The organism is Acinetobacter baylyi DSM 14961 = CIP 107474 (assembly GCF_000368685.1).
Classification (GTDB): Bacteria; Pseudomonadota; Gammaproteobacteria; order Pseudomonadales; family Moraxellaceae; genus Acinetobacter; species Acinetobacter baylyi.
The window spans coordinates 61518-86265 of sequence record NZ_KB849625.1 but is presented as its reverse complement, the minus strand read 5'-3'; the positions used below and the strand labels follow the sequence as shown (position 1 = coordinate 86265).

Sequence of the window (24748 nt, the reverse complement as noted above, 5' to 3'; positions counted from 1 at the left end):
CTCAGATGAATGTCCTTGCTATTTAAACCTTAAAGCTGTGCGGGAATCAAGTCTGGAACCAGTTTGGTGAGTGTCAGGCGCTGTTTACCCGCCGTAGCACCTAATAGTACAAAACCTCTGAGTGTATCGGTATTGTCGATAGCTTTGGCAAGCATACCATCTTCAAATTCTTCTGTTTCCCAGTTTACATCTACATCCACAGGTACAGGAAGTACGGTGAGCGGGGCTGCAGGCGTTTTTACAGCAACTGGCATGGCAGGATAGTGAACATGTGTTGTTTCACCACTCAAGGTTTTCGCGAGGGCGCGGGCCTGCTGCATGATCGGCATCACGTAGGGGAGCAAGGTTCCATTAACTTCAGCACAGTCGCCTATTGCATAGATGTCTTCAAGGTTGGTTTCTAGGAGGCTATTAGTCAAAATACCTCGACTGGTATGCACGCCTGCGTGTTTTGCCAGATCAATGTTTGGTTGTAATCCGATTGCAGATAAAACAATGTCGGCCACTAGCGTCTGACCATTTGCCAGTGTGACAGCATAATCTTGACCATCGTTAATTTTAGATACTTTTTCTACTGTGGTTGAAAGTACAAAGTGAATACCGCTTTCTTCCAGATTTTTCTGAAAAGCATCTGCAATATGCGCAGGTAATAGACGACCCAGTGGGCGAGGAGACAAGTCGATGACTGTCACCTGATGCCCAGTATGCTGTAAATCATTGGCAAATTCACAACCAATAAGACCTGCACCTAGAATGACAACACGCTTATCTTGACGTTTTGCAAGATTTTCACGAAAGGCGCGATAATCGATAAGAGAGTTCACCACATGAATATCATCACTACCATCACCGGCAATGGCTAAACGGGTTGGATTGGCGCCTACAGCCAGAACCAGTTTGGAATAGGGCTGAATCGTTTCCTGACCATTTTTTTCTAATTTTAATTCATGAGTTTCTGGATTAATGGCTTTTACCCAAGTTTCTGACAAAATTTGCAGCTTGAGCTGGGTACTCATTTTTTCTGCATCACCTAATGGAATCTGTTCTGGTGCTTTGTTGCCAGAAAGCGCATTAGATAAGGTTGGTTTTGCATAATTCACTGCATCGTCAGCACAAATCATGACAAGTTCATGTTCAGGATTAAGCTTGCGAAATTCACGAGCAAGGGTATAACCTGCCATTCCTGATCCGATAATGACGATTGGGTGCATTATTATTCTCCGTAGTAAGGTAATAAAAACTAAGATTAAATTAAAAAGACCATGTTTCATGGACATGGTCTTTTGAAATACCGATTAAACTTCGATCATTTCAAAATCAACTTTTGAAACGCCGCAGTCAGGGCAAGTCCAGTCATCAGGAATATCTTCCCATTTTGTCCCTGGTGCAATGCCGTCTTGTGGCCAGCCTTCGGCTTCATCATAAATCCAACCACAAACGATACATTGATACTTTTTCATTTGATTCTCCAACCTGATAAGTTCGCTTCAGCTGCCTTTCAGTAAAACAATTCCATATAATGTAATAACGACTCTGAATATAAACATCATCAGTGCTCATATTTGGCTTCGATTTTTGCGCAGTTCGACATCTAAGTAAAGCGAATAAAAGAGTTTAATCTGTCACATAAAAAGTGAAATGGCTGTTTTAACCAAAAGCAAGGTTAATTGTGTCACTCTATATTTTCTATAAAATTGTTTTGATCTATAAGAATTAAGGCAGTCGTGATTTTGATATTATTTTATAGTATTCAAGCTGGTGATGTTTTTGTGTAATTTTTGATCAAATAAACCTGTTTGAAAAATAACATTAATTTTTAATTTAAATTCTAAACATGCATTTATCGTATCGTATGGCTAAAATATTCACTTTGAATATGATCAATTAAAATATTGAGCTTGGATGGATTTTCAAGACGGTGATGTCCACCTTCGATGCTATCGACAATCATATAGTCTTCAAGCACATTTTGAATATCATACATATTGAGTGATTCATCTCCCAATTCAATGTAGGCAATCTTGGGACTATCTGTATCTAGCTCTTTAGATGTGAGTGATGGATAATCATCTCGAAATAAAGGAGCAAGACTCGGATTGGCCACTATAGCAGCCAGATGATACTGCGACGATAGTTTGAGTGCCCAATAGCCTCCTAGATTATGACCAATCAGTAAATCTGGTTGAATCGTTTCAATCGTATTTTGATAAAAATCTGCAACAGTGTTGTAGCTTAAATTTCGATAATCGATCGTAATACAAAACTTGTTTGTACTTTCAATCGCATGAAACTTTGTGGATTCCCGAGATGAATCCAGACCATGCATAAAAAGTATTTTTAAAGGATGTTTAATCATTATATTGATGCAAACTCACAATAATTTAAATGTTATTTAACGAAATAAGTATCATGAATGACATGATGAATTAAGATTATTCTAATGAGGCAAAAGTAAAAATTAACTTAGCATTTGGTCTAAGTGTTAGGCGATATTTCATTTAAATTGTAAGGGAAAATAACTTTTTTAATGATGAACTGGCAAGAAGACATACGCAATTGTAGTGAGTTCTGTTAAGCTATACGACTTCATTTTTTAATTGACCGAGGCAGAGATGGCGCAACCAAACGTTCAATCGACTTCCGAACCTATTCTTTCCGAAAACGATTTAATTGCACAGCGTCATGCCAAATTAAAACAAATTCAAGACAAAGCCAAAGAAACTGGCAAAAGCGTTTGGCCGAATACCTTTAAACGTGAGCATTATGCTGCTGACCTGCAAGAGCAGTTTAAAGATATTGATAAGGCACAGATTGAAGGTTCAGACAAAACCTATGTAAAAGTTGCTGGTCGTGTCATGCTCAATCGTGGATCATTTATGGTGATCCAGGATATGACGGGTCGTATCCAGCTCTACGTTGACCGTAAAGGCCTACCAGCAGATACTTTAGAAACCATTAAGAGTCTTGACCTTGGCGATATTATTGCTGCGGAAGGTTATATTGGGCGTTCGGGTAAAGGTGATCTATATGTTCACCTTGAAGGTTTTGAGTTATTAACCAAGTCTTTGCGTCCACTACCAGATAAGTTTCATGGTCTGACTGATACAGAGGCGAAATATCGCAAGCGTTATCTTGATTTGATCGTGAACGAAGAAACACGTAAAACGTTTGAGATTCGTGCTCAAGTTGTTGCTGGTATTCGTGCATTTTTGACCAATCAACGTTTTATGGAAGTTGAAACGCCAATGATGCATGTGATTCCAGGTGGTGCATCTGCACAACCATTTGTGACACATCATAATGCTTTGGATATGGAGCTGTATTTACGTATTGCACCAGAACTTTATCTTAAGCGTTTGGTTGTGGGTGGTTTTGAGCGTGTCTTTGAAATCAACCGTAACTTCCGTAATGAAGGGGTTTCAACACGTCATAATCCTGAATTTACCATGATTGAGTTTTATCAGGCATATGCAGATTATAAAGATTTAATGCAACTGACTGAAAATATGCTTGAAAAACTTGCATTAGATATTTTGGGAACAACCGATGTTCCTTATGGCGATGAAGTGTATAGCTTTAAAGGGCCATTCAAAAAAATCTCGATGTTTGATGCGATTTTGGAACATAACCCAGATTTCACCCCTGAAAATGTCAATGATCGTGAGTTTTTAGCCAAATTCACTCAAGACGTGCTTAAAGAGCAAGTTAAACCTGGTTTTGGTTTAGGCAAGTTACAAACGATTGTGTTTGAAGAAACCGTTGAAACTAAATTGCGTCAGCCTACATTTATTACCGAATATCCAGCAGAAACCTCACCGCTGGCACGTCGTAATGATGATAATCCTCACATCACAGACCGTTTCGAATTCTTTATTGGTGGTCGTGAACTTGCAAATGGTTTCTCGGAGCTGAATGATCCGATTGATCAGGCAGAACGTTTTCAGGCTCAAGTTGCCGAAAAAGATGCAGGTGATGATGAAGCCATGCATTATGATGCAGACTTTATTGAAGCACTTGAATACGGTTTACCGCCAACAGCGGGTCAGGGTATCGGGATTGATCGTCTGGTTATGATTTTTGCCAATGCACCAAGTATTCGTGATGTACTGTTATTTCCGCATATGCGTCGTAAAGATGTATAAATAAAAAAGATATAAAAAGAGCTTCTAATTCAGAAGCTCTTTTTTTTGCTGAAAATTATTTTTTAATGGCTTCGTTGTAACGCTCATTAACTTTATTCCAGTTTACTACGCTCCAAAATGCTTTGATGTAATCGGCGCGACGGTTTTGATATTTCAGGTAATAGGCATGTTCCCAAACATCAAGCCCCAGTAAAGGTGTGCCTTTGGTTTCACTCAGATCCATTAAAGGATTGTCTTGATTTGGAGTAGATGTTACAGCCAGTTTGCCATTTGGAGTAACAATCAACCATGCCCAGCCCGATCCAAAACGTCCAGATGCGGCTTCATTAAATTTTTGTTTGAATGCATCGAGAGAACCAAAATCTTGAGTAATTTGTTTTACGAGGGCAGGACTAGGCTGACCTGTTTTGTTGGTTGCCGCCAAGCTTTCCCAGAAGAAAGTATGGTTAAAGTGGCCCCCACCATTATTACGTACTGCTGTGTTGTATTTAGAGATTTGCTTTTGAAGTTGAATTAAATCGGTTTTATCAAGTTCTGGATAAGTTTTAATTTGTGCATTTAGGTTATCTACATAAGCCTTATGATGTTTGCCATAGTGGATTTCCATGGTTTGTTGATCGATTGCAGGTTGTAATGCATTCGTCGCATACGGTAAAGGTGCTTGTTTAAACTCCGCCAGTGCTGACATGCTGATCACTGAGCTAGCAAGTAAAATCAGTGTTGTTTTAAGTGAACGTGTCATTAACTATTATCCCTGAGTATTAAGAATTTTTACTTCTTTATCATATTAGCTGGTTTGTGAGAGAGAATGATTATTGGTTACATTTATATAATAAAGCATTAATGTCTGGTTAAGCTTTAAGGCTTTCATCGAGATTCTTTGGATTTAAACCAATGATGACAATATTGCTTTCCAAGCATTATTGATCCTGAATTGCCTCAAGAATCAGCTTTACATTCAGCCGCTTTCGACATGCTTCAATAAAATTATTGATCTGCTCAGTTTTGTATAACTGAAAATCAAAGCCCTGATACTGTGCACAAATCGCACGTAAATATTGTGTTCTAAACGCATTATGATCAAAGACTTGATGAATAAAAGTGCCTTGAATATTGTCTTTTTGGAAATACAGTGGATACTTCTGGCTTATACCGTGATGCATTTCAAAGCCAGCAATGTTGAGGCCAAAAATTGGGTATTCTGCTTTGTTTAAGATTTTATTCTTTGCAAAGTAAATCTCATCATCGATCAAACCAAGGCCTGTCGCTGTGGTCGGCTCTAAATTTTCGATTCTTTCTGGATCATGAAGTTGTTCAAATAACATTTCATAGCCCCCGCAAATTGCAAAAATGGGCTTGCGACGTTGTTGAAGCTGTTCAAACAATCCATTTGTTTTTAACCAGTGTAAATCTTCAATCACCAGCTTTGAACCGGGCAGAATCACCCCATCAAAATGCTCCAGTGAAATAGGAGAGTTAATAAATTCCAGTAAGACTTCATCATCTGCAATGAGAGGTTCAAAGTCGTTATAGTTACTCATATACGGATAGGCAATCACGCCAATCTTGAGTTTTTTCTGACGGGGCTGTTGTACAAAGTTTTGTAGACTGGCATTGTCCTCAAAGCCCAGATTGAACGGCATATAAGGTAAAACGCCGAGTACAGGAATTTTAAACGCTTGTTCTATAATTCTGATGCCTTCATCAAATAAAGATAGATCACCACGAAATTTATTGATGATGACACCAATCACATTGCTACGTAAATCTGCGGGCAGTAAATTGTAAGTTCCCCACACCGAGGCAAACACGCCGCCTTTTTCAATATCAGCAACTAAAATAATTTTGGTTTGATAATGTTTGGCAATAAAAATATTGGATAGGTCTTTATCCATCAAGTTGAGTTCAACTGGACTACCTGCACCTTCTGCCACAATGCAATCATACATTTTTGCCAGAGTTTCAAAGCAACGTTGTACTGCGGGTTTAAGTGTGTCCAGATCACGATAATATTCCAATACATCTTGTTGAGAAATAACCTGACCTTCTACGATGACAGAGGCTTGGCCGTTTATGCCAGATTTAAGCAATATAGGATTGAGGTGATAAGACGTTGGAATTGCTAAGACTTCAGCCTGAAAGGATTGGGCGATTGCAATTTCACTGCCATCGTCACAGACACGTGCATTATTGGAGACATTTTGTGCTTTAAACGGCGCAACTCGAATACCAGCGCGCTGTAAAATTTTTGCAATCACAAAAGTGAGAGTCGATTTTCCAGCATCGCTGGAGGTTCCAAAAATCGAAATATGTCTCATACTGATATGCTTATCAATAAAATCGGGTAGGCAGTGTAAGTTGGCTACGGCATAATATGCTATTTAAAAAATCAGCGTAGTGATTTGATAGAGTATATCTTGCATGTTTTTATATGATTAATTTAGATATCAATATGAAAAAACATGCAAAGTAAAGGCTGTTTACATCACTATAATGAATATCTAATCCCAGATCTAGCATAAGGCCAATCTGGTACGCTATGTCGATATTTCTAATTTGGAGTTGTTATGGCACTCGTTCCTCCATATGGTGGCGCAATTAGTGGTGAAAAACTACTAAGCGGCTTAATGATTAAAACGGACTGGAAAGGAGATGCTCATGACTGAAGATAGATTAACCCATCTCAAGCAGCTTGAAGCTGAGAGTATTCATATTATTCGTGAAGTTGCTGCCGAATTTGAAAACCCAGTGATGCTTTACTCGATTGGTAAAGACTCTGCGGTAATGCTGCATCTTGCACTCAAAGCTTTTTATCCTGCCAAACTTCCATTTCCACTGTTGCATGTTGATACAGGCTGGAAATTTAAAGACATGATTGCCTTTCGTGACAACATGGCAAAAACCCATGGTTTTGACTTGATTGTGCATCAAAACAAAGAAGGCCGTGAAGCAGGCATTAACCCATTTGATCATGGTAGTTCAAAATATACCGACATCATGAAAACTCAAGGCTTAAAGCAAGCGTTGGATAAATATCAGTTTGATGCTGCGTTTGGTGGGGCACGTCGTGATGAAGAAAAATCACGGGCCAAAGAGCGTGTTTACTCTTTCCGTGATACCAAACACCGCTGGGATCCTAAAAATCAACGTCCAGAACTGTGGAGTCTTTATAACGGTAAAGTGAACAAAGGCGAAAGCATTCGTGTATTCCCATTGTCGAACTGGACTGAGCTGGATATCTGGCAATATATTTACCTTGAAAATATTCAAATCGTACCGTTGTATTTCTCTGCGGTACGTCCTGTGGTTGAGCGTAGTGGTACGCTGATCATGGTCGATGATGAACGCATGCGCTTAAAAGAAGGCGAAGTTCCGCAAATGAAATCGGTACGTTTCCGTACGCTTGGCTGTTATCCATTAACAGGTGCTGTGGAATCTGAGGCAGATACTTTGCCTGAGATTATTCAGGAAATGCTTTTGGCCACAAGTTCAGAACGTCAAGGTCGTATGATTGACCATGATGAAGCGGGCTCAATGGAAAAGAAAAAGCAGGAAGGTTATTTCTAAGCAGTTTTTATAAACGCTTGGGAAACGATTTCAGAATTTGTGGAGTTTGAGCATGTCTCACCAGTCAGATCTTATTAGCCAAGACATCTTGGCATATTTAAAACAGCATGAAGAAAAAGACCTATTACGTTTTTTGACTTGCGGTAACGTTGATGATGGTAAAAGTACGCTGATTGGACGTTTGTTATATGATTCAAAATTGATCTATGAAGATCAATTACAAGCCGTAACGCGTGATAGTAAAAAAGTTGGGACGACAGGTGATGCACCTGATTTGGCATTGTTGGTCGATGGCTTGCAAGCTGAACGTGAACAGGGTATTACCATTGATGTGGCGTATCGTTACTTTTCTACCGAAAAGCGTAAATTCATCATTGCTGATACACCAGGGCATGAGCAGTATACCCGCAATATGGCAACAGGTGCATCAACGGCCGATCTTGCGATTATCCTGATTGATGCACGTTATGGCGTACAAACCCAAACGCGTCGTCATACCTTTATTGCGAGCTTATTGGGTATTCGTAATATCGTGGTCGCGATTAACAAAATGGACTTGATCGAGTTTTCAGAACCACGTTTCAATGAAATTCAGGTTGAATATGATGCGTTTGTCAACCAGTTAGGTGATCGTCGTCCAGAGAATATCTTATTCGTTCCAATTTCGGCATTGAATGGTGACAATGTCGTTAATCCATCGGAAAGTACGCCGTGGTACAAGGGTCAAACCTTGATGAGCATTTTGGAATCTGTGGAAATTAAACGTGAATCGAATAAACACGAGTTCCGTTTCCCTGTTCAGTATGTAAACCGTCCAAATCTGGATTTCCGTGGTTTTGCTGGAACAATTGCGCTTGGTGAGATTCATGTTGGTGATGAGATTATTGCATTACCATCAGGTAAAAAATCCAGTGTTAAAGAGATTGTGACTTTTGATGGCAATCTTGAGCAAGCATTTGCGGGGCAAGCTGTCACATTAACACTCAATGATGAGATTGATGTTTCGCGTGGTAATGTTTTAGTTCGTGCAGGTGAGCAGCCACTCATTTCACGAAGTGTTCGTGCTTCTGTGGTATGGATGAACGAACATCCTTTAGTAAAAGGCAAGCTATATAACGTCAAAATCGGCACACAAACAGTTCCTGCTAAAGTGACTGAGATTAACTATCGTGTCAATGTCAACACGCTTGAGCATACACAAGTTGAAGAGCTTGAACTGAATGCCATTGCAGATGTAACAGTTGAGTTTGATGCGCCAGTGGTGTTTGATCGTTATCAGGACTCACGTTATACAGGTTCATTTATCTTTATTGACCGCTTAAGCAACGTCACCGTGGGTGCTGGTATGGTTGAGGCGGCAGTTGAATGGACTGCTCACAGCAATCCTGTAACCGCCGAAGATCGTGCTGCGCGTTTAGGTCAAAAACCTGCCGTGATTGGTGTGTCTGCAAATATTCTTGAGCAGTCACAAGTGCTTGAGAGCTTGTTGATTCAACAAGGTGTTGTAGCAATTGCCAAAGCTGGTTTGACACTTGAGCAGATTGGTTTATTACGTGAAACGGGTGTTGTTGTGATAACGACACAAGTAGAAGCTACAGATACCAATGTAAATGCAACAACTGTTGAAGATGTGGTTGATCAAGTGGTTGAATTGGTTCGCCTATAATTATCTTTATCATAAAAAACCTCCTAAATTTAGGAGGTTTTTTTGTAGCTTCAAGCTTAGTTTAAATCATGCTTACCAATGGGAATACACCAAATACCAATGCACTACCCATCAAGATGCAAGAGGTAATGAATGCCCATTTCAAGGTAAATTTCTGGTGATCTGCAAATTCAACTGCTGCCAAACCGCAAAGTAAGTAGGTTGATGGCACCAAAGGAGAAAGCAGGTGAATGGGTTGACCAACAATGGAAGCACGTGCAATTTCGACAGGTTCAATGCCATATTGTGCTGCGGCTTCTGCCAAAATTGGAAGTACACCAAAATAGAAGGCATCGTTAGACATAAAGAAGGTCAGCGGCATACTGAGTACACCTGTGATTGGAGCCATGTATGGACCCATACTGGCAGGAATAATTGCAACGAAACCTTTTGACATGGCTTCAACCATTCCTGTACCCGTCAGGATACCAGTAAATACACCTGCGGCAAAAATAACACCGACAACTGCCAGTACGCTATCGGCATGCATGGCAATTCGCTTTTTCTGCATTTGAAGGTCTGGATAATTGACGATCAGTGCAATACAAAAGCCCAGCATAAATAAAATCGCCATTGGTAAAATTCCTTTAACCAATGCTGCCATAAGTACAATCGTTAAAATACCATTGAACCAGCGTAAATGAGGTCTTTGCGCTTCAGGGTCTTTAGAAATAGTCAGATTATCTGCATGACTGACGTCATTCATTTCTATCACGCCCAATCGCTTGCGTTCGTATTTACCATACATATACGCCAACACAAATAACCATGCAGCAGCAATCACCATAGATGGGATCATTGGAATAAAGACATGGCTCGCATCAACTTGTAAGGCACTTGCTGCACGTGCAGTCGGCCCGCCCCAAGGCGTAAGATTCATTACACCACTGGATAAAAGCATTAAACAGGTCATCACCAGTGGGTTCATACCTATTCGCTTATAAAGTGGCATCATGGCAGCAACACAGATCATGTAAGTGGTTGAGCCATCACCATCGAGAGATACAGTGAGAGTTAGAAATACGGTGCCTAATGTAATTTTGAGCGGATCACCTTTAACTTTCTTTAAAATCCATTTAATGGAAGGATCGAAAAGACCAGAATCAATCATCAATGCAAAATACATAATGGCAAAAAGTAACATCACACCTGTAGGTGCAAGCTTTTTGATGCCATCGAGCATGGTTTCACCAAGCTTGGTGACTTCGATATGACTTAAACTGTCAAAGTGAAAACCTAAACCCCAGCCAATCAAAGCAAAGAGAACAGGAATGAGAATAAGTGCAACCATTGCACTCAGACGTTTAGTCATGATCAAGTACATAAAACACATGATCATGCCGATACCTAAAATAGTAAGCATGTACGCAATCCTTAGCCCAAAAATTATTATTAATTAAAATGTTCATCTAACTCGAACAAAGCGTATATTCATTAATTTTGCTAAAAAATGCAATTGCATAATCTATCGTTAATACTAAAGTTGATAGAAAGATAACTCTTTATTTTTAAAAGTTATTTTTGCACTTTTATGGTGCGTTTTTGTTTTTATAAATCAGTATGCCTTAACATTGTACCTATCTATAAAAACTTATTGATTATTTCGAGTGACTTGATCTCATATGCTTGTTGCAACATGTATATTTTTGAAAATATGATGAACTCATTAAGGAATTAGTGGAAATAGTTAAATTAAAGAGCTTTGTAATGAGCTGAGTCTCAAGTGATCATCAGAAAATATCTTTAATGAGCTAAACAAGCTGCAAAAACAATCTCAAATATTGAGGTTAAATCATAAAAATTATCATTTGAAACCAGCTAAAACCATTAGAAAAAATGATACATAAACTTCATGTTTTTCGTTTAGTTTTCTTCTGCTTTAAATGGACTTTTATGCGACAATAGTCTTTTTAATTTTCTCAAGGACTCCCATGGTAGATCAATCTCATGAATCTTTAACTGATATCGAAATTTTAGATATTTTACAATCGATGAAGAAAGACGAGCTTGATATCGAGGCCAAAGAGATTATTCGAAACGGAGGCAAGGCTGGACGACAAGAAGCACATAAACAGGCACTTGTGGCTTTAAATAAAAACTTTGAGGAAAAGTTTGTTGAAGCTGTGACTTTGGCACTAGGATTGAATTCTACACAGGCTAAGAAAATTCGTTATAAAAAAGATCGTATTCGTATTTTAAAAGCGCGCGGGATTGATTATCTTGCGGTAGATGGTGCGCAAACAGCGCAGGTATTAGCACAAATTGCACAAGCCATTACTCGTGAAGATGCGATTGTCACTAAAGACTTGCATGATATTTTCCCTTTCTGGAAAGAAGGCTGGCCAATGGTTCAGTTTGATAATGCCTATAAAATCTTAGCTGAAGATATTCAATTGCATTATGAAGCATTGCTTGATCAACTTCTTGTGCAATAATTTGTAGCACTTAGCTGTAGAAATTACTGAAATTTATGCACCATATTTATGCCTCTTCACGAGGCATTTTTTATGCATTGATAAAAAATCGAGCAGTCAAAATATTTAGTTTTTTAATGAATCCAAATAAATAGTCCCGATGATATATCTAATATATTTGGATTAAGGCATTGTTTTAACTTATAAATTTATTATTAAATAGTATTACTAAATTGGCATGTGCTTTGCTTCGTATTGATTCATACATAAGGTGATCTAGGGTTCCGATGCTGTTTACTAACAGGATGGCTGGTCCGAGAGATTACGGTTCGTAAGAACTACACGGAGGGATAAAAGCCCAGGAGGTTTGTCGAATTAATCCGATCAGGAGTTGTTATGAACACAGTCAATTATCACGACTAAAAAATGATCTGGGATGAACGATTACCTGGAGGACATCATTGGTTAGGTCGTCTACCAAAAGGTGCGGTTCTACACATTACTTCACTGGGTGCACATGCTAACCTTTCATTATATTTAGTGAATGCAGCAGAAAAACTAGAACGCTTTAATATGCCAGACAGTTTGAAGGCACAACACACTGCTTTTCTATCACAAGGTTATGTGTTGTATTCCGATATGGGGCGAGTCATGGCTTCAATGGTTCATGATGATCATGGTTGGAATGATGTGCTCTGTGGCTCAAGTACCACCGAACAGATTGAACAATATTATGGTCTTCAGACCTTTTAGGATGCATGTAATGAGATGTATCAAAATGGTTTGGATAGTTTATTGGTTGAAATGACCAAATATGGACTGGCTCAACAGGATTTAACTGCAACACTAAATTTGTTTTCTAAAATTGTCCCCGATTTGGCGCGAGAAATGTCTTACGTTCAGCACGACAATACTCAGCAAAGTATTGAGTTACGCTTCGAGATGGATTGCTTGGTATTTCTTTCAAACAGTCCGCATGCGTTGGATACATGTCAGTCTTATCAGCCTGCTGATATAGAACTCAAACTATTTAAAGCATTCGCTCTGGCCGAACACGATGTTTGCCGTGATTCATGTCCGCAAAATCAGCGTGGTTTTCAAAATAATGCTCGCTATTACGCAGTTTTAGTTTAAAGAGGATATGACATGACCGCATTAGTAAAATTATCCAACACGGTTTTAAGTGAAGTGTGTCCAGCGGGTGAAGCGTGGATGGGAGAAGTAAAAAAGGCCAGCATTTTCGTATTGTAGATTTAGAGGGTAATCAGGCGGTTGTGTGGAACATCGGATGGAACTAGTTCATCAGGATATGGTTATAACAAAGCTGGTCAAATGATTGTTCAGACCAGAGTTATAAAAGGTACAAATTATCAAACTAACTGGGCATTTGATAACTATGGACGCTTAATTAGCGAAAACTTTGCAAATGATAGCTACAAAGTTTCTTATGGTTATGACACTTTGAGTAGAATTAATACTGTTAAAGTTCGTATACAAGGCGCTGATAAAGATGTAGTAAAAAGTATCACTTATGAACCTTATGGCGGTATTAAAAGTTGGACTTACGGGAATGATTTAACACGTACAACTAGTTTTGATAAAGATTATAGAATTACTGGAATTAATACAGAGGCCATTCAAAAGCTAAGTCATAGCTATAATATCAATAACTTGATTAGCAATGTTGATAATAGTCTGGAAGTAAATCGATCGGCTACTTATACTTATGATGCTATAGGACAACTTACTAAATCAACTTCTACACAATATATAGAAAGTTGGACTTTTGATAAAAATTCAAATCGAAGTACTCGGGTAGGAAATACAAACCTAACTACAAATTATCAAACTAATATTGGAAATAGGTTAGCTAGTACGACAATTACAGAAGCAAAAAGCTTTACCTATGATGTGCTTGGAAATCTAATTAAAAAAACTGGTCACGGCGGGACTGTAGACTACAGCTATGATGGCTTTAATCGCCTAAAAACTGTGAAGGCTGGAAGCAACAGTACTAATTATGACTATGATGTATTTAATTTACGAACTAGAAAAACTGGTGGAGCTGGTAACGTAAATTATATTTACTCTCCCGATGGCAGATTATTAGGTGAGTCAAATACTTCAGATACAAATATCAGTACAGCTTATGTTTGGTTGTATGGACAGGTAATTGGTGTGGTCCGCAACAATACATTAAATTTTGTACATAATGATCATTTGGGAAGACCTGAAGTTTTAACTAATCTCTCTAAGACAGTTGTATGGAAATCTCAAAATAACAGTTATGACAGCAATGTGATTCAAAGCAGTATTGGACAATTTAACATTGGTTTACCAGGTCAATATTATGATGTGGAATCTGGCCTTTGGTATAACTGGAATAGATATTTTGATGGTACTGTAGGTCGTTATACACAACCTGACCCGATTGGATTAGCTGGTGGAGTAAATACTTATACTTATGTAGGGAATAATCCTGTGAATTTTATTGACCCATATGGTTTATGGTCATTAAGTATTGAAGGTTATTATGGTGTAGGTGGTGGTGCTTCAATTAGTTATAATAATGGAACATTAGAAGTTACTGGTAAACTTGGTGTCGGACTTGGTGCAGGGGTTGGTCTTGACCCTAATGGCAAGCCTTCGAAACATGCACTGGATTGTGGTTCAGGTGCTATCGCAAGAACAAGTTCAAAACTTGAAATGGGAGCAGGAATTGGACCAATTGAAGCTACACTTTTCGGAGTTTCAGGATATACAGGGAATGGACTTGTACAATCAGAAAAAGGTGGTGATTTTCAATTTACCAAACCCGAATTAGTAATACCTGGTGTTACTGTCGATCCTTCAAAAAAGTTTTCATGGCGCATTGGTGGCAGTGTTGGCGGCAATGTTTCTGCAGAATTCGGTCATTATTCTAATTGGTAATTATAATGAAAAAATTTATAATTTTTGCTGTCGTAGGTTTATTGATTGCTCTATTAATTGAGCCAATACTTGATAAAGCAATGAAGAGTGATGAGGATACAAAATACATTCAAAAAATAATATCTGAAGATCCTGAGTTAAAGAAGGATTACGGAAAAGTTGAAAGCTATAGTGTTGTGTCTAAAGGTAGGTTTTCTGGTTCGCCTAGTGTACCTGCCCATAACCATTATAAAATCCGAATTCAGACAAAAAATAATAGCCAAGTTATATTTCTTAATATATTTAAGGATGAATCAGGTAAATTATTGAAGTATGAATATTCTGATTAATAATTCTATTTTGGAACTGTTGAGTTAGTGCTCAAAGACAAAATAATTTCATAGTCCTGTTCATTAGTTCAGGACTTTTTATATGCAACAAGCTCAAGATAATGTTTTAGTAGGGATTTAAACATCCGCTGAACCCTCCTTTTTTCAGCGTAAATCAATAAACAGAATGCTTAATTAAGACGCAGAAAATAAACAATTTAACCCGACACAGCATCTTTATTTTCTAAATGTGTTTAGTCTTCAATAATATTTTGATCTTCCAGTTTTTCTAGAATTCTTGTCACCAAAAGCTGGTCAATTTTATAGTGATCAACATCGACCACCTCAAATTTAAATCCTGAAAACTCAACCGTATCCGCAGGTCTTGGAATTTTACGCAGTTGATACATCATAAAACCAGCCAGAGTTTCATAATTTTCTTCATCTGGCATATCGTCAATTTCTAAGGCATGTTTCAGATCTTCGATTGGCGTACTGCCATCAATCAACCAAGAGTTATTATCACGTTTGATAATTTGTTGATCTTCTTCAATTGGAGTGACCCAGTCGCCCATGACTGTGATCATGATGTCACTTAGTGTGATGACGCCAACCACCAAAGCATATTCGTTGATGACAACTGCAAATTTTTCTTTGGTTGAGCGGAAGCGATCTAAAACCTCAGATAAAGTGAGAGCATCTGGAAGAGTGAGAACAGTACGAATAGTATTTTCTTTCAAATGGATGAGCGATTGACTATTTAAGATTCTGATCAGAATATCTTTGGCATCCACATAACCAATCACTTGATCGATGGTTTCATTACAAACCAAAAATTTCGAGTAGGGATACTCGGCAAGCTTTTGACGAATACTTTCATCTGATTCATCAAGCGTAAAATACACGATATTTTCACGTGTAGTCATGCTCGAGGGAACAGTACGTTCTTCAAGTTCAAACACATTTTCAATAAAATGATGTTCTTGTTTTTGCAGAACGCCGGCTTGTGCACCTGCTTCCATCACCGCAGAAATATCATCAAAGGTGATATTATCATCACGTATGGTATTCACCTTAAAAAGGCGAAATAGAAGATTGGCAATCGCATTTATAAACCAAGCAAGTGGTTTACAGATTTTGATAAAAATTTGAATAGGATCTATGACTGAAACAGCAATTTTTTCAGGTGCAATCATCGCCAAACGTTTTGGCATCAGATCTGCAAATAAAATGAATAAGGACGTCACAAAAGTAAAAGACAAAATAAAGCCAATATTTTGTGTCCATGGTCCATCGTAGAAACGATCAATCAATTCAACAAAAAAAGGTCGAAATGCAGCTTCACCCAAAATACCGCCTAAAATCGCCACAGCATTTAAACCGATTTGTGATGCAGCAAAGAAGTCGGCAGACTGCGCTTGTAAATCTAAAACTTTCTGGGCGCGTTCATCACCAGATTCGGCCAGAATCTTGAGTTTAACTTTTCTTGCGCCAGCGAGTGCAATTTCGGTAAGCGATAAGAAACCAGCCGCAACGATCAATAATATAATGATGATAGCATTTTGAAAAAGGCTCACAATTCACCTGTTATATTCGTTATTGTGCGAAAATTTAAATAGAAAGCGGGGAGGCAGATAGGACTACCTCCAGATAAAATTAGTATAAGCTTGAAAAAAGAAGAATTTAAGAAAAATTTGATTTAGTAGTGAGAAAATTGTGAATTATTGACCATAAATTCACGATTTTCTTCTTCAATCATCTGACGTGCTACAAACAGAATCAATTGACGTAACCAACGATGCGCTGGATGATGATGTAGAAGTGGGCACCATGCCATTTTTAGTTCAAATTCTGGAATATAAAATGGTGGGTCTTTGATGACCAGTTTTGGATTTTGCGCTTGTAAGCGCGCGATACGGGTTGGCAAGGTTGCAATTAAATCTACATTCTGAGCTAAGAGTGCAGGCATTTGATAGTGACGGGTAAATACAGAGATTTTGCGTTTTTGACCAATTCGCTCTAGCGCTTGATCAATCCAGCCTAAACCAGCCTGTTTATCTGGATTAACGCCAAAACCCACACCCATACCTGTTTTAGAGACCCAGATATGTTGTGCATCCAGATAACTTTTTAAATTAAGATGTTGTACTGCTGGATGTTTGTCATTCAGTAAGCAGCTAAAGCTATCGCGCCATACCAACACCTGATGGAAGCTTTGAGGGATATCATTAAAGCGATTGATTGCCAAATCGACTTTACCTTGTTCCATATCTCGGTAAGAGACATCACTTGGTGTTAAAAAATCTAAAACTACATTGGGTGCTTCAGAACGTAAAGCTTTAATCAGACGAGGAATGAGAGTTGCCTCGGCATAGTCTGATGTCATGATTCTAAATACACGACTGCTGGTATAAGGTCTAAATTCTGTTCTTGGTTCAAGAATCATGGAAAGGTCTGACAAGGCATCTCGAATACGTGGTTGTAATTCCAGTGCACGTTCAGTTGGCGTCATACCTTCAGAAGAACGGATTAATAATGGATCATTAAACAAATTACGCAAACGGCGTAAGATATTACTCATGGCGGGTTGTGTCACACCTAGCTGTTCAGCTGCACGAGTAACGTTCTTTTCGCGAAGTAGTACATCAAGATAAATTAATAGATTGAGGTCGACTCGCTCCAGATTCATAAAAAAAATACCGAGAATAAAATTGAGAAATTGTTTAGGATTATGCCACAGTTAAATTGCTTTGTGTGAAAGTAAACTCAAAAAAGAAACAACTTTATTGGGAATTAAAGGTTTAACAGATCAATTCAATTATTTTTTTCTATCATTCATTTTTAAGTCTCTAATTTGTAAAGTAGAACTTAAATTTCGAATTCCATTTATATTAGTTTATTAGAAACACTAATATTCTTTGGTGATTATAAATCAAAAAATTGATGTTTAAATTGGCAATTTTTGCCTATTTTCTGGAGGTTTTCTTATAAAAATGCAATCCATCGACTTAAGTCTAATACATGGTAAAAATTATTTTTATGGGTTTGAACAACAAATAATTAAAATGGTTTAAAATTAAATTTATTTAAAATCAATATCTTAATTTGGTGTATAAGAGTTATAATACGACTTTGATCTACCCATTTTTTAAATAAATACCGAAAATTACCTTAGAATATTGGATTAATTTTTTTGCTAATACTAAGCTGTATTCATATTGATGAAGTGGCTAAATAATAGTCTAGTCAAATAAACATGAGATTTAGCACGACATCTCTTCGATGAAATCCTAAAAGGGAATATATCATGACATATCAATCAGCTCTTGAGCACGTACGTGCCGTAAAAAATAAATTAGGTGGCACTTGGGATGCAATTCGTCCTGAAGACGCTGCTCGTATGATTGTTCAAAACCGTTTCCATACTGGTTTGGATATTGCTAAATATACAGCTGCGATCATGCGTAAAGACATGGCTGAATATGATGCTGACAACAGCAGCTATACTCAATCTTTGGGTTGCTGGCATGGTTTCATCGCGCAACAAAAAATGATTGCCAACAAAAAATATTTTGGTACAACCAACAAACGTTATATCTATCTTTCTGGTTGGATGGTTGCTGCACTTCGTTCTGAATTTGGTCCACTTCCTGACCAATCTATGCACGAAAAAACAGCCGTTCCTAAGTTGATTGCAGAAATCTATACATTCTTACGTCAAGCGGATGCAAAAGAATTAAACGATTTGTTCCGTGCTCTACAAAAAGCTGAAGCGGCTGGTGATTCTGCAAAAGTTAAAGATATCGAATCTCAAATTGATAACTTTGAAACTCACGTTGTGCCAATCATTGCCGACATCGATGCTGGTTTTGGTAACGAAGAAGCAACTTATTTGTTGACTAAACAAATGATCGAGGCGGGTGCTTGTGCAATCCAAATCGAAAACCAAGTTTCTGATGCGAAACAATGTGGTCACCAAGCGGGTAAAGTCACTGTTCCACACGAAGACTTCCTTGCAAAAATCAATGCTGTACGTTATGCATTCCTTGAGCTTGGTGTTGATGAAGGTGTAATCGTTGCACGTACTGACTCTGAAGGTGCGGACTTGACTCAAAAGATCCCTGTATCTAAAGAGAAAGGTGACTTGGCTTCTCAATATATTAGCTACTTAGACACTCAAGAAATTGATATTGCGGATGCTCAAGAAGATGAAATCCTGATCAAACGCGATGGTAAATTACATCGTCCAACCCGTTTAGCTTCTGGTTTGTATCAGTTCCGTGAAGGTACTCAACATGACCGCGTTGTACTTGACTGTGTAACAAGCTTACAAAACGGTGCAGACATGATCTGGATCGAGACACCAACTCCAGACGTTGCTGGTATTGCTGGTTTCGTAAATGACATCAAAAAACAAGTTCCAAATGCAAAACTTGTTTATAACAACTCGCCATCATTCAACTGGACTTTAAACTTCCGTCAACAAGCGTACGATCGCTGGGCTGCTGAAGGTAAAGATGTTTCAGCGTATGACCGCGCTAAATTGATGAGTGCTGAGTACGATAACACTGAATTAGCTGCTGATGCTGATGAAAAAATCCGTACTTTCCAGGCTGATGCTGCACGTGAAGCAGGTGTGTTTCATCACTTGATCACTCTTCCGACTTACCACACCGCTGCTCTTTCTACGCATGAGCTTGCTAAAGGTTACTTCGGTGAAGAAGGTATGTTGGCTTATGTTGCTGGCGTACAACGTAAAGAAATCCGCGGTGGTATCGCATGTGTTAAACACCAAGCAATGGCTGGTTCTGACATCGGTGATGACCATAAAGAAATCTTTGCTGGTGAACAAGCGCTTAAAGCGGGTGATGCAAGCAAAAACACTATGAACCAGTTCGCTCACTAAGGCGTATGGTTTAAAAAACCCTGCATAAGCAGGGTTTTTTATTTTAGAGTTAAAAACATGATTTTATTTTTTCAAGATATAAAGATCGGCCATGGCACCTTCGATTTTATTGCCTTCCATATCAAGTGCGGTCAGCGTATTTTCAGCAACGAAAAACTTGCGGTTTTCGGACTTTTGATCTAACACAATCATTGAAGGATTTTTCTGATCAAAAGTGAACGTACCTTGTGTTTCAAAAGGTTTTCCATCACTTTTGCCACCCATATAGGTTTCTTTGAGTTCATAGGTTTTATCATTTTTGAGCTCAAGTGCAGTTTGAATACCTTCGCAGTCTGCACAAGGTAATTTACCAGTATATTTTCCTGCCCAATCTAAGGAATACTCTGCAGTGTGCATATCATGTTGAGTTTCTGAATGTGTAGCTGAGGAAGCGACTATGGTATGTTCTGCGGTAGGTGTTTGTTCGGTTTTATTTTCAGATTTAGAACAGGCGACCACAGCAACGCTTGTCAGAGCAACGACTAATAATGATTTTTTCATTATGTAATCCAATCTTTTTTATTTGAGAAGCTGACAAGACTAATAAATATAACTTCAAACTAAAGTAAGAAAAATGTAAGAAAGCCCATTTTTTTAACAAATAGTCAAAAAAACATTCTAAAAAACTATATTTCCAATTAGATTTTAGGGTTGATGCCGCCTAGAGCCTGACACGCCGCTTGATACAGTTGAAATTGTTGTTGCACTGCTTCATCAAGAGGCATATTAAAAGATGCATCTCCAGATTTATACTGTTCAATATAGGTTGTTGCTTTAGCTTTACTACTGGCCAATGATTGCTGATGAAAACTATTAATACTGCTATGCGAGATTTCCGTGCTTTCAATATTTTTACACTGAAAATTTTGCAATAATTTTTCGGCACGTTTCATTTCACTTGACTTTCCAATAATGCAACCAGAAAGAATTAAACAGCTCGACAGTAAAATGAGAGTTTTCATGGGATGTATAAGGATTAAGAAAAAATGGCTGCATAGTTTATAAGGGTTTATATCAAAAAAAGATGTCTAGATTTGTGAAAATTGATGAATTTTTGGCTAATTAGATGATGTGATGAGTTGATCTAATCACCTAAACTCAAAAACTATATTTCTAAAGAGCTATTGAATAAAAAATAGCGAACGCATGAGTTAAAGTTTTTACATTCCACAACGGATAATTTTTATCTAAGAAAATGAATCAAGCAATCTAAAATTCTGCTATAAAAAGAAAAGAGTGAAGTTTACAAACTGCTTTTTATAAGGTGGATGTAAATTAGACATTCAAATGTTTAATTAGATTATCTGCTAGTTATTGGTGCAAAAATTGCATTACTGATCAGACCAGTATTATATGTGACATAAAGGAACAGAATGAATCAACCACAAGACTTTCCACCCCAAAAGTCTAAAGCTTTGTGGTACGCCCAGCTTGAATTAGGATTTAGGTTTGATGGTCAACGCACCATTATGAATCATCGTAAGCATCATGGTCCTGTTCGGGTGCAAAAAATGCTATGGCCTGAAAAAACTGGGGTTTGTCATGCCATCATTGTGCATCCACCAGCAGGAATTGCAGGTGGTGATCATTTAACCTTTCAAGTGTCTACTGAGCGTAAAGCACATGCGGTGGTTACTACACCAGGTGCTGGAAAATGGTACAAGACCAACGGCAAGCAGGCTTTTCAACATATTTATTTAAATATTGCAAATGATTCAACTCTGGAATGGCTACCGCAAGAAACCATGTTGTTTGATGCTGCATATGCTCAATCTGAAACCATCATTCATTTAGATCAAACTGCCAGTTTTATGGGTTGGGATATGTTGGTTTTAGGTAGACAGGCACGTTTAGAAACCTTCGAACAAGGTTGTTACGCCAATCGATTTAAACTTTATCGAAATCACAAGTTATTAGTGGCAGACACATTACGCTTTAAAGGGAAAGATCGCTGGTTATCATCGTGTTTAGGTATGAACGGTCATGCAGTCATGGGAAGTTTTTGGGCAGTTGCGCCTGAAAAATATCGCGCGACATTATATTTGGAACAACATATTGAGCTGATTCGTGAACTGATGATGCGGATGGATGTTCCTGTTACATTGACCTTATTGGATGACGTGGTTTGTGCACGTTTTCTGGGAGATGACGTTCGTGCATGTCACGATGCATTTGCGGCTATTCGAGCCAGACTCCGTCGTTACTGGTTTGATCTGGATGAAGAGTTTCCACGTATCTGGAGAACTTAATATATGTTCTTTCCAATAATGCTGTTGAGTCACATGACATATTCAGGTCAACACCACGATATGTGCACATATTTTGCTTAAATGAATCATCAAGATTAGGAATTTTTTATGGAACTTAATCCGACCGAAAAAGACAAGATGCTGATTTTTACTGCTGGATTGGTGGCAGAGCGTCGAAAAGCTCGCGGTTTAAAGTTGAATTACCCCGAAGCAGTCGCATTCATTTCAGCCGCATTACTTGAAGGTGCACGTGATGGAATGAGTGTGGCGGAACTCATGCATTATGGTACGACCCTGTTAAGCAAAAGTGATGTCATGGATGGTGTGGCAGAGATGATTGCAGAAGTACAAGTTGAAGCAACTTTCCCAGATGGTTCCAAACTGGTTACCGTTCATCAACCGATCGTATAACAACAATAAGAAGGAGAACAAGATGATTCCTGGTGAAGTGATTACGCCTGAGGGCGATATTGAGTTAAATGTAGACCGACCAACGTTAAAGGTGAGTGTCGCCAATACAGGCGACCGCCCGATACAGGTGGGTTCACATTTCCATTTTGCTGAAGCCAACGATGCTTTGCAGTTTGATCGTGGTTTGACCAAAGGCTATCGTCTTAATATTGCGGCGGGTACAGCAGTACGTTTTGAGCCAGGCCAAAGCCGTGATGTAGAGTTGGTTGCTTTGTCAGGTAAACGTCAAGTTTACGGTTTCGCTGGGCGTGTCATGGGCGCATTGGATTAAAAATTAATACAGATTAGAAGGTCTTTTATTATGAAAATGTCGCGTCGTGCATATGCTGAAATGTTTGGGCCTACGGTGGGGGATCGTGTTCGTTTAGCCGATACAGAACTATTTATTGAAGTTGAACAAGACCTCACGACCTATGGAGAAGAAGTCAAGTTTGGCGGTGGGAAGGTGATTCGTGATGGTATGGGCCAATCGCAATTACTTGCAGATGAAGTTGCCGATACCGTGATTACCAATGCATTGATTGTTGATTGGTGGGGAATCGTCAAAGCCGATGTCGGCCTTAAAAATGGTCGCATCTGGAAAATTGGCAAAGCAGGGAATCCTGATATTCAGCCAGATATTACCATTCCATTGGGTGCAGCGACGGAAGTCATTGCAGGTGAGGGGCAGATACTCACTGCTGGCGGGATTGATACGCATATTCACTGGATTTGTCCACAGCAAGTTGAAACTGCACTGATGTCGGGCGTAACGACGATGGTCGGTGGTGGTACTGGCCCTGCAGCAGGGACTTCTGCAACGACAGTCACACCAGGTCCCTGGCACATTGGCACCATGTTACAAGCAATTGATGATTTGCCGATGAACATTGGATTATTAGGTAAAGGTAACTTAAGTTTGCCTGATCCAATTCGTGAGCAGATCAAAGCAGGTGTAGTGGGGCTCAAATTGCATGAAGACTGGGGTTCAACCCCAGCAGCAATTGATAACTGCTTAAGTGTTGCAGATGAGTTTGATGTACAGGTGGCAATTCATACCGATACTCTCAACGAAAGTGGTTTTTTAGAAGAAACCTTGGCGGCATTTAAAAATCGTACCATTCATACGTATCACACCGAAGGTGCGGGCGGTGGACATGCACCTGATATTTTAAAGGCCATTGGTCAAGCCAATGTCTTACCATCTTCAACGAATCCGACACGTCCTTATACCATTAACACCATTGATGAACATCTGGATATGTTGATGGTGTGTCATCATCTTGATCCAGCGATTGCAGAAGATGTGGCTTTTGCAGAAAGTCGAATTCGCCGTGAAACCATTGCTGCGGAAGATATTTTGCAAGATTTAGGCGCAATTGCGATGATGTCCTCAGATTCACAAGCAATGGGGCGTGTGGGTGAGGTGATTATTCGTACATGGCAAACTGCACATAAAATGAAAGTCCAGCGCGGTGCATTGCAGGGCGATGAGACAAGCCATGATAACAGCCGAGTCAAACGTTATATTGCCAAGTACACCATCAATCCTGCAATTACGCATGGTTTAAGTCATGAAATTGGTTCGGTGGAAGAAGGAAAACTCGCAGATTTGGTATTGTGGAAACCTGCTTTCTTTGGGGTTAAACCTTCTATGATTATCAAAGGCGGTATGATTGCGGCTGCGCCAATGGGGGATATCAATGCCTCAATTCCAACGCCACAACCTGTACATTATCGTCCAATGTTTGGTGCTTACCCACGTGGTGTGCATAACACCTGCATTACCTTTTTGTCACAAGCCGCAATTGATGATGGTGTAGCAGAAAAGCTAAAACTGAAAAAGCTGATCAGTCCTTGTAAAAATACTCGCCAGATCACTAAGGCTGATATGAAACATAATACCTATTGCCCAGTGATGGATGTTCATCCAGAAACTTATGAAGTACGTGCAGATGGTGAGTTGTTGACTTGTGAACCTGCGGATGTATTACCAATGGCGCAACGTTATTTCTTGTTTTAAGGCTAAGATAAGAC

21 protein-coding genes, 2 pseudogenes and 1 riboswitch are annotated in these 24748 nt (G+C 38.8%); of the genes and pseudogenes, 13 read left to right on the top strand and 10 right to left on the bottom strand.

Translation table 11 applies throughout. The features are described 5' to 3' along the window. Nucleotides 1–29: 29 nt before the first annotated feature. The 3 genes from rubB to F952_RS02400 all read right to left on the bottom strand — a co-directional run bounded on the left by rubB (nt 30) and on the right by F952_RS02400 (nt 2356). Nucleotides 30–1211: a rubredoxin reductase RubB gene (rubB, locus tag F952_RS02410; protein WP_004921642.1), complete on the bottom strand. Its 1182-nt coding sequence runs from the start codon at nt 1209–1211 to the stop codon at nt 30–32. Between the two features lie 84 nt (nt 1212–1295). Next, nucleotides 1296–1460, bottom strand: a complete 165-nt coding sequence (gene rubA, locus F952_RS02405; RefSeq protein ID WP_004921639.1) for a rubredoxin RubA — start codon at nt 1458–1460, stop codon at nt 1296–1298. 380 nt (nt 1461–1840) lie between these two features. Then, nucleotides 1841–2356 carry a YqiA/YcfP family alpha/beta fold hydrolase gene (locus tag F952_RS02400; protein ID WP_004921635.1) on the bottom strand — a complete coding sequence of 172 codons (516 nt, stop codon included), beginning with the start codon at nt 2354–2356 and terminating at the stop codon, nt 1841–1843. Nucleotides 2357–2612: 256 nt separating this feature from the next. On the opposite strand from F952_RS02400, the gene lysS reads away from it, so the two are divergent. Continuing rightward, nucleotides 2613–4142 (top strand): lysine--tRNA ligase, encoded by a 1530-nt coding sequence (gene lysS, locus F952_RS02395; protein WP_004921630.1) that lies wholly within the window; start codon nt 2613–2615, stop codon nt 4140–4142. A gap of 55 nt (nt 4143–4197) precedes the next feature. On the opposite strand, the gene F952_RS02390 is transcribed toward lysS, so the two are convergent. Continuing rightward, complete coding sequence (locus F952_RS02390; protein ID WP_004921627.1) at nt 4198–4884, bottom strand: superoxide dismutase; 687 nt, start codon at nt 4882–4884, stop codon at nt 4198–4200. Between the two features lie 178 nt (nt 4885–5062). After that, entirely contained in the window at nt 5063–6460 is a 1398-nt protein-coding gene (locus F952_RS02385; RefSeq protein WP_004921625.1) for a cobyric acid synthase, read from the bottom strand. A gap of 340 nt (nt 6461–6800) precedes the next feature. Here F952_RS02385 and cysD point away from each other — a divergent pair, with 340 nt between their 5' ends. Together cysD and cysN are read left to right on the top strand one after the other, a co-directional pair. Beyond that, the gene (gene cysD / locus F952_RS02380; protein WP_004921618.1) at nt 6801–7709 is read left to right on the top strand and encodes a sulfate adenylyltransferase subunit CysD; all 909 of its coding nucleotides are present in this window, start codon (nt 6801–6803) and stop codon (nt 7707–7709) included. A gap of 52 nt (nt 7710–7761) precedes the next feature. Further along, on the top strand, nt 7762–9375 hold the full coding sequence (gene cysN / locus F952_RS02375) for a sulfate adenylyltransferase subunit CysN (protein WP_004921614.1): 1614 nt from the start codon (nt 7762–7764) through the stop codon (nt 9373–9375). A gap of 61 nt (nt 9376–9436) precedes the next feature. Here the strand turns inward: cysN and F952_RS02370 are convergent, their stop codons facing one another. After that, a complete protein-coding gene (locus tag F952_RS02370) occupies nt 9437–10777 on the bottom strand; it encodes a CitMHS family transporter (protein WP_004921610.1) in 1341 nt (446 codons plus the stop codon). Between the two features lie 568 nt (nt 10778–11345). Between F952_RS02370 and F952_RS02365 the strand changes: the two genes are divergently transcribed. The 5 genes and pseudogenes from F952_RS02365 (at nt 11346) to F952_RS02350 (ending at nt 15088) form a co-directional block, all read left to right on the top strand. Continuing rightward, entirely contained in the window at nt 11346–11849 is a 504-nt protein-coding gene (locus F952_RS02365; protein WP_004921607.1) for a hypothetical protein, read from the top strand. A 244-nt stretch (nt 11850–12093) separates the two neighbouring features. Continuing rightward, nucleotides 12094–12195, top strand: a riboswitch (guanidine-I (ykkC/yxkD leader). Between the two features lie 59 nt (nt 12196–12254). After that, nucleotides 12255–12962 (top strand): annotated as a pseudogene (locus F952_RS16845) (urea amidolyase associated protein UAAP1). A 12-nt stretch (nt 12963–12974) separates the two neighbouring features. Further along, nucleotides 12975–13102: pseudogene (locus F952_RS16630) on the top strand (urea carboxylase); the annotation flags it as partial. Nucleotides 13103–13160: 58 nt separating this feature from the next. Beyond that, nucleotides 13161–14759 carry an RHS repeat-associated core domain-containing protein gene (locus F952_RS02355; RefSeq protein WP_017385206.1) on the top strand — a complete coding sequence of 533 codons (1599 nt, stop codon included), beginning with the start codon at nt 13161–13163 and terminating at the stop codon, nt 14757–14759. 5 nt (nt 14760–14764) lie between these two features. Then, the gene (locus tag F952_RS02350; protein WP_004921594.1) at nt 14765–15088 is read left to right on the top strand and encodes a hypothetical protein; all 324 of its coding nucleotides are present in this window, start codon (nt 14765–14767) and stop codon (nt 15086–15088) included. Nucleotides 15089–15321: 233 nt separating this feature from the next. On the opposite strand, the gene paeA is transcribed toward F952_RS02350, so the two are convergent. Together paeA and F952_RS02340 are read right to left on the bottom strand one after the other, a co-directional pair. Next, nucleotides 15322–16644, bottom strand: a complete 1323-nt coding sequence (gene paeA / locus F952_RS02345; RefSeq protein WP_004921589.1) for a polyamine export protein PaeA — start codon at nt 16642–16644, stop codon at nt 15322–15324. A gap of 122 nt (nt 16645–16766) precedes the next feature. Next, nucleotides 16767–17756 (bottom strand): LysR family transcriptional regulator, encoded by a 990-nt coding sequence (locus F952_RS02340; RefSeq protein WP_004921585.1) that lies wholly within the window; start codon nt 17754–17756, stop codon nt 16767–16769. A gap of 618 nt (nt 17757–18374) precedes the next feature. Between F952_RS02340 and F952_RS02335 the strand changes: the two genes are divergently transcribed. Further along, complete coding sequence (locus tag F952_RS02335) at nt 18375–19973, top strand: isocitrate lyase (protein ID WP_004921582.1); 1599 nt, start codon at nt 18375–18377, stop codon at nt 19971–19973. A gap of 63 nt (nt 19974–20036) precedes the next feature. Here F952_RS02335 and F952_RS02330 read toward each other — a convergent pair whose 3' ends face one another. Together F952_RS02330 and F952_RS02325 are read right to left on the bottom strand one after the other, a co-directional pair. Further along, nucleotides 20037–20513 (bottom strand): copper resistance protein NlpE, encoded by a 477-nt coding sequence (locus F952_RS02330; RefSeq protein WP_004921580.1) that lies wholly within the window; start codon nt 20511–20513, stop codon nt 20037–20039. Between the two features lie 137 nt (nt 20514–20650). Then, nucleotides 20651–20974, bottom strand: coding sequence for a hypothetical protein (locus F952_RS02325; protein ID WP_026056942.1), 324 nt, complete (start codon nt 20972–20974; stop codon nt 20651–20653). A 411-nt stretch (nt 20975–21385) separates the two neighbouring features. Here F952_RS02325 and F952_RS02320 point away from each other — a divergent pair, with 411 nt between their 5' ends. From F952_RS02320 to ureC, 4 genes are all read left to right on the top strand, one after another. After that, on the top strand, nt 21386–22261 hold the full coding sequence (locus F952_RS02320; protein WP_004921573.1) for an urease accessory protein UreD: 876 nt from the start codon (nt 21386–21388) through the stop codon (nt 22259–22261). Between the two features lie 108 nt (nt 22262–22369). Beyond that, a complete protein-coding gene (gene ureA / locus F952_RS02315; RefSeq protein WP_004921570.1) occupies nt 22370–22672 on the top strand; it encodes an urease subunit gamma in 303 nt (100 codons plus the stop codon). A 22-nt stretch (nt 22673–22694) separates the two neighbouring features. Further along, nucleotides 22695–23003: an urease subunit beta gene (locus F952_RS17010; protein WP_004921566.1), complete on the top strand. Its 309-nt coding sequence runs from the start codon at nt 22695–22697 to the stop codon at nt 23001–23003. Nucleotides 23004–23033: 30 nt separating this feature from the next. Then, a complete protein-coding gene (ureC, locus tag F952_RS02305; RefSeq protein WP_004921563.1) occupies nt 23034–24734 on the top strand; it encodes an urease subunit alpha in 1701 nt (566 codons plus the stop codon). Nucleotides 24735–24748: the final 14 nt, after the last annotated feature.

Bases quoted from the DNA above. Each gene is read 5' to 3' on its own strand.
- rubB (WP_004921642.1), bottom strand. From the start codon at position 1,211: ATGCACCCAATCGTCATTATCGGATCAGGAATGGCAGGTTATACCCTT.
- rubA (WP_004921639.1), bottom strand. From the start codon at position 1,460: ATGAAAAAGTATCAATGTATCGTTTGTGGTTGGATTTATGATGAAGCC.
- F952_RS02400 (WP_004921635.1), bottom strand. From the start codon at position 2,356: ATGATTAAACATCCTTTAAAAATACTTTTTATGCATGGTCTGGATTCA.
- lysS (WP_004921630.1), top strand. From the start codon at position 2,613: ATGGCGCAACCAAACGTTCAATCGACTTCCGAACCTATTCTTTCCGAA.
- F952_RS02390 (WP_004921627.1), bottom strand. From the start codon at position 4,884: ATGACACGTTCACTTAAAACAACACTGATTTTACTTGCTAGCTCAGTG.
- F952_RS02385 (WP_004921625.1), bottom strand. From the start codon at position 6,460: ATGAGACATATTTCGATTTTTGGAACCTCCAGCGATGCTGGAAAATCG.
- cysD (WP_004921618.1), top strand. From the start codon at position 6,801: ATGACTGAAGATAGATTAACCCATCTCAAGCAGCTTGAAGCTGAGAGT.
- cysN (WP_004921614.1), top strand. From the start codon at position 7,762: ATGTCTCACCAGTCAGATCTTATTAGCCAAGACATCTTGGCATATTTA.
- F952_RS02370 (WP_004921610.1), bottom strand. From the start codon at position 10,777: ATGCTTACTATTTTAGGTATCGGCATGATCATGTGTTTTATGTACTTG.
- F952_RS02365 (WP_004921607.1), top strand. From the start codon at position 11,346: ATGGTAGATCAATCTCATGAATCTTTAACTGATATCGAAATTTTAGAT.
- F952_RS02355 (WP_017385206.1), top strand. From the start codon at position 13,161: ATGATTGTTCAGACCAGAGTTATAAAAGGTACAAATTATCAAACTAAC.
- F952_RS02350 (WP_004921594.1), top strand. From the start codon at position 14,765: ATGAAAAAATTTATAATTTTTGCTGTCGTAGGTTTATTGATTGCTCTA.
- F952_RS02340 (WP_004921585.1), bottom strand. From the start codon at position 17,756: ATGAATCTGGAGCGAGTCGACCTCAATCTATTAATTTATCTTGATGTA.
- F952_RS02335 (WP_004921582.1), top strand. From the start codon at position 18,375: ATGACATATCAATCAGCTCTTGAGCACGTACGTGCCGTAAAAAATAAA.
- F952_RS02330 (WP_004921580.1), bottom strand. From the start codon at position 20,513: ATGAAAAAATCATTATTAGTCGTTGCTCTGACAAGCGTTGCTGTGGTC.
- F952_RS02325 (WP_026056942.1), bottom strand. From the start codon at position 20,974: ATGAAAACTCTCATTTTACTGTCGAGCTGTTTAATTCTTTCTGGTTGC.
- F952_RS02320 (WP_004921573.1), top strand. From the start codon at position 21,386: ATGAATCAACCACAAGACTTTCCACCCCAAAAGTCTAAAGCTTTGTGG.
- ureA (WP_004921570.1), top strand. From the start codon at position 22,370: ATGGAACTTAATCCGACCGAAAAAGACAAGATGCTGATTTTTACTGCT.
- F952_RS17010 (WP_004921566.1), top strand. From the start codon at position 22,695: ATGATTCCTGGTGAAGTGATTACGCCTGAGGGCGATATTGAGTTAAAT.
- ureC (WP_004921563.1), top strand. From the start codon at position 23,034: ATGAAAATGTCGCGTCGTGCATATGCTGAAATGTTTGGGCCTACGGTG.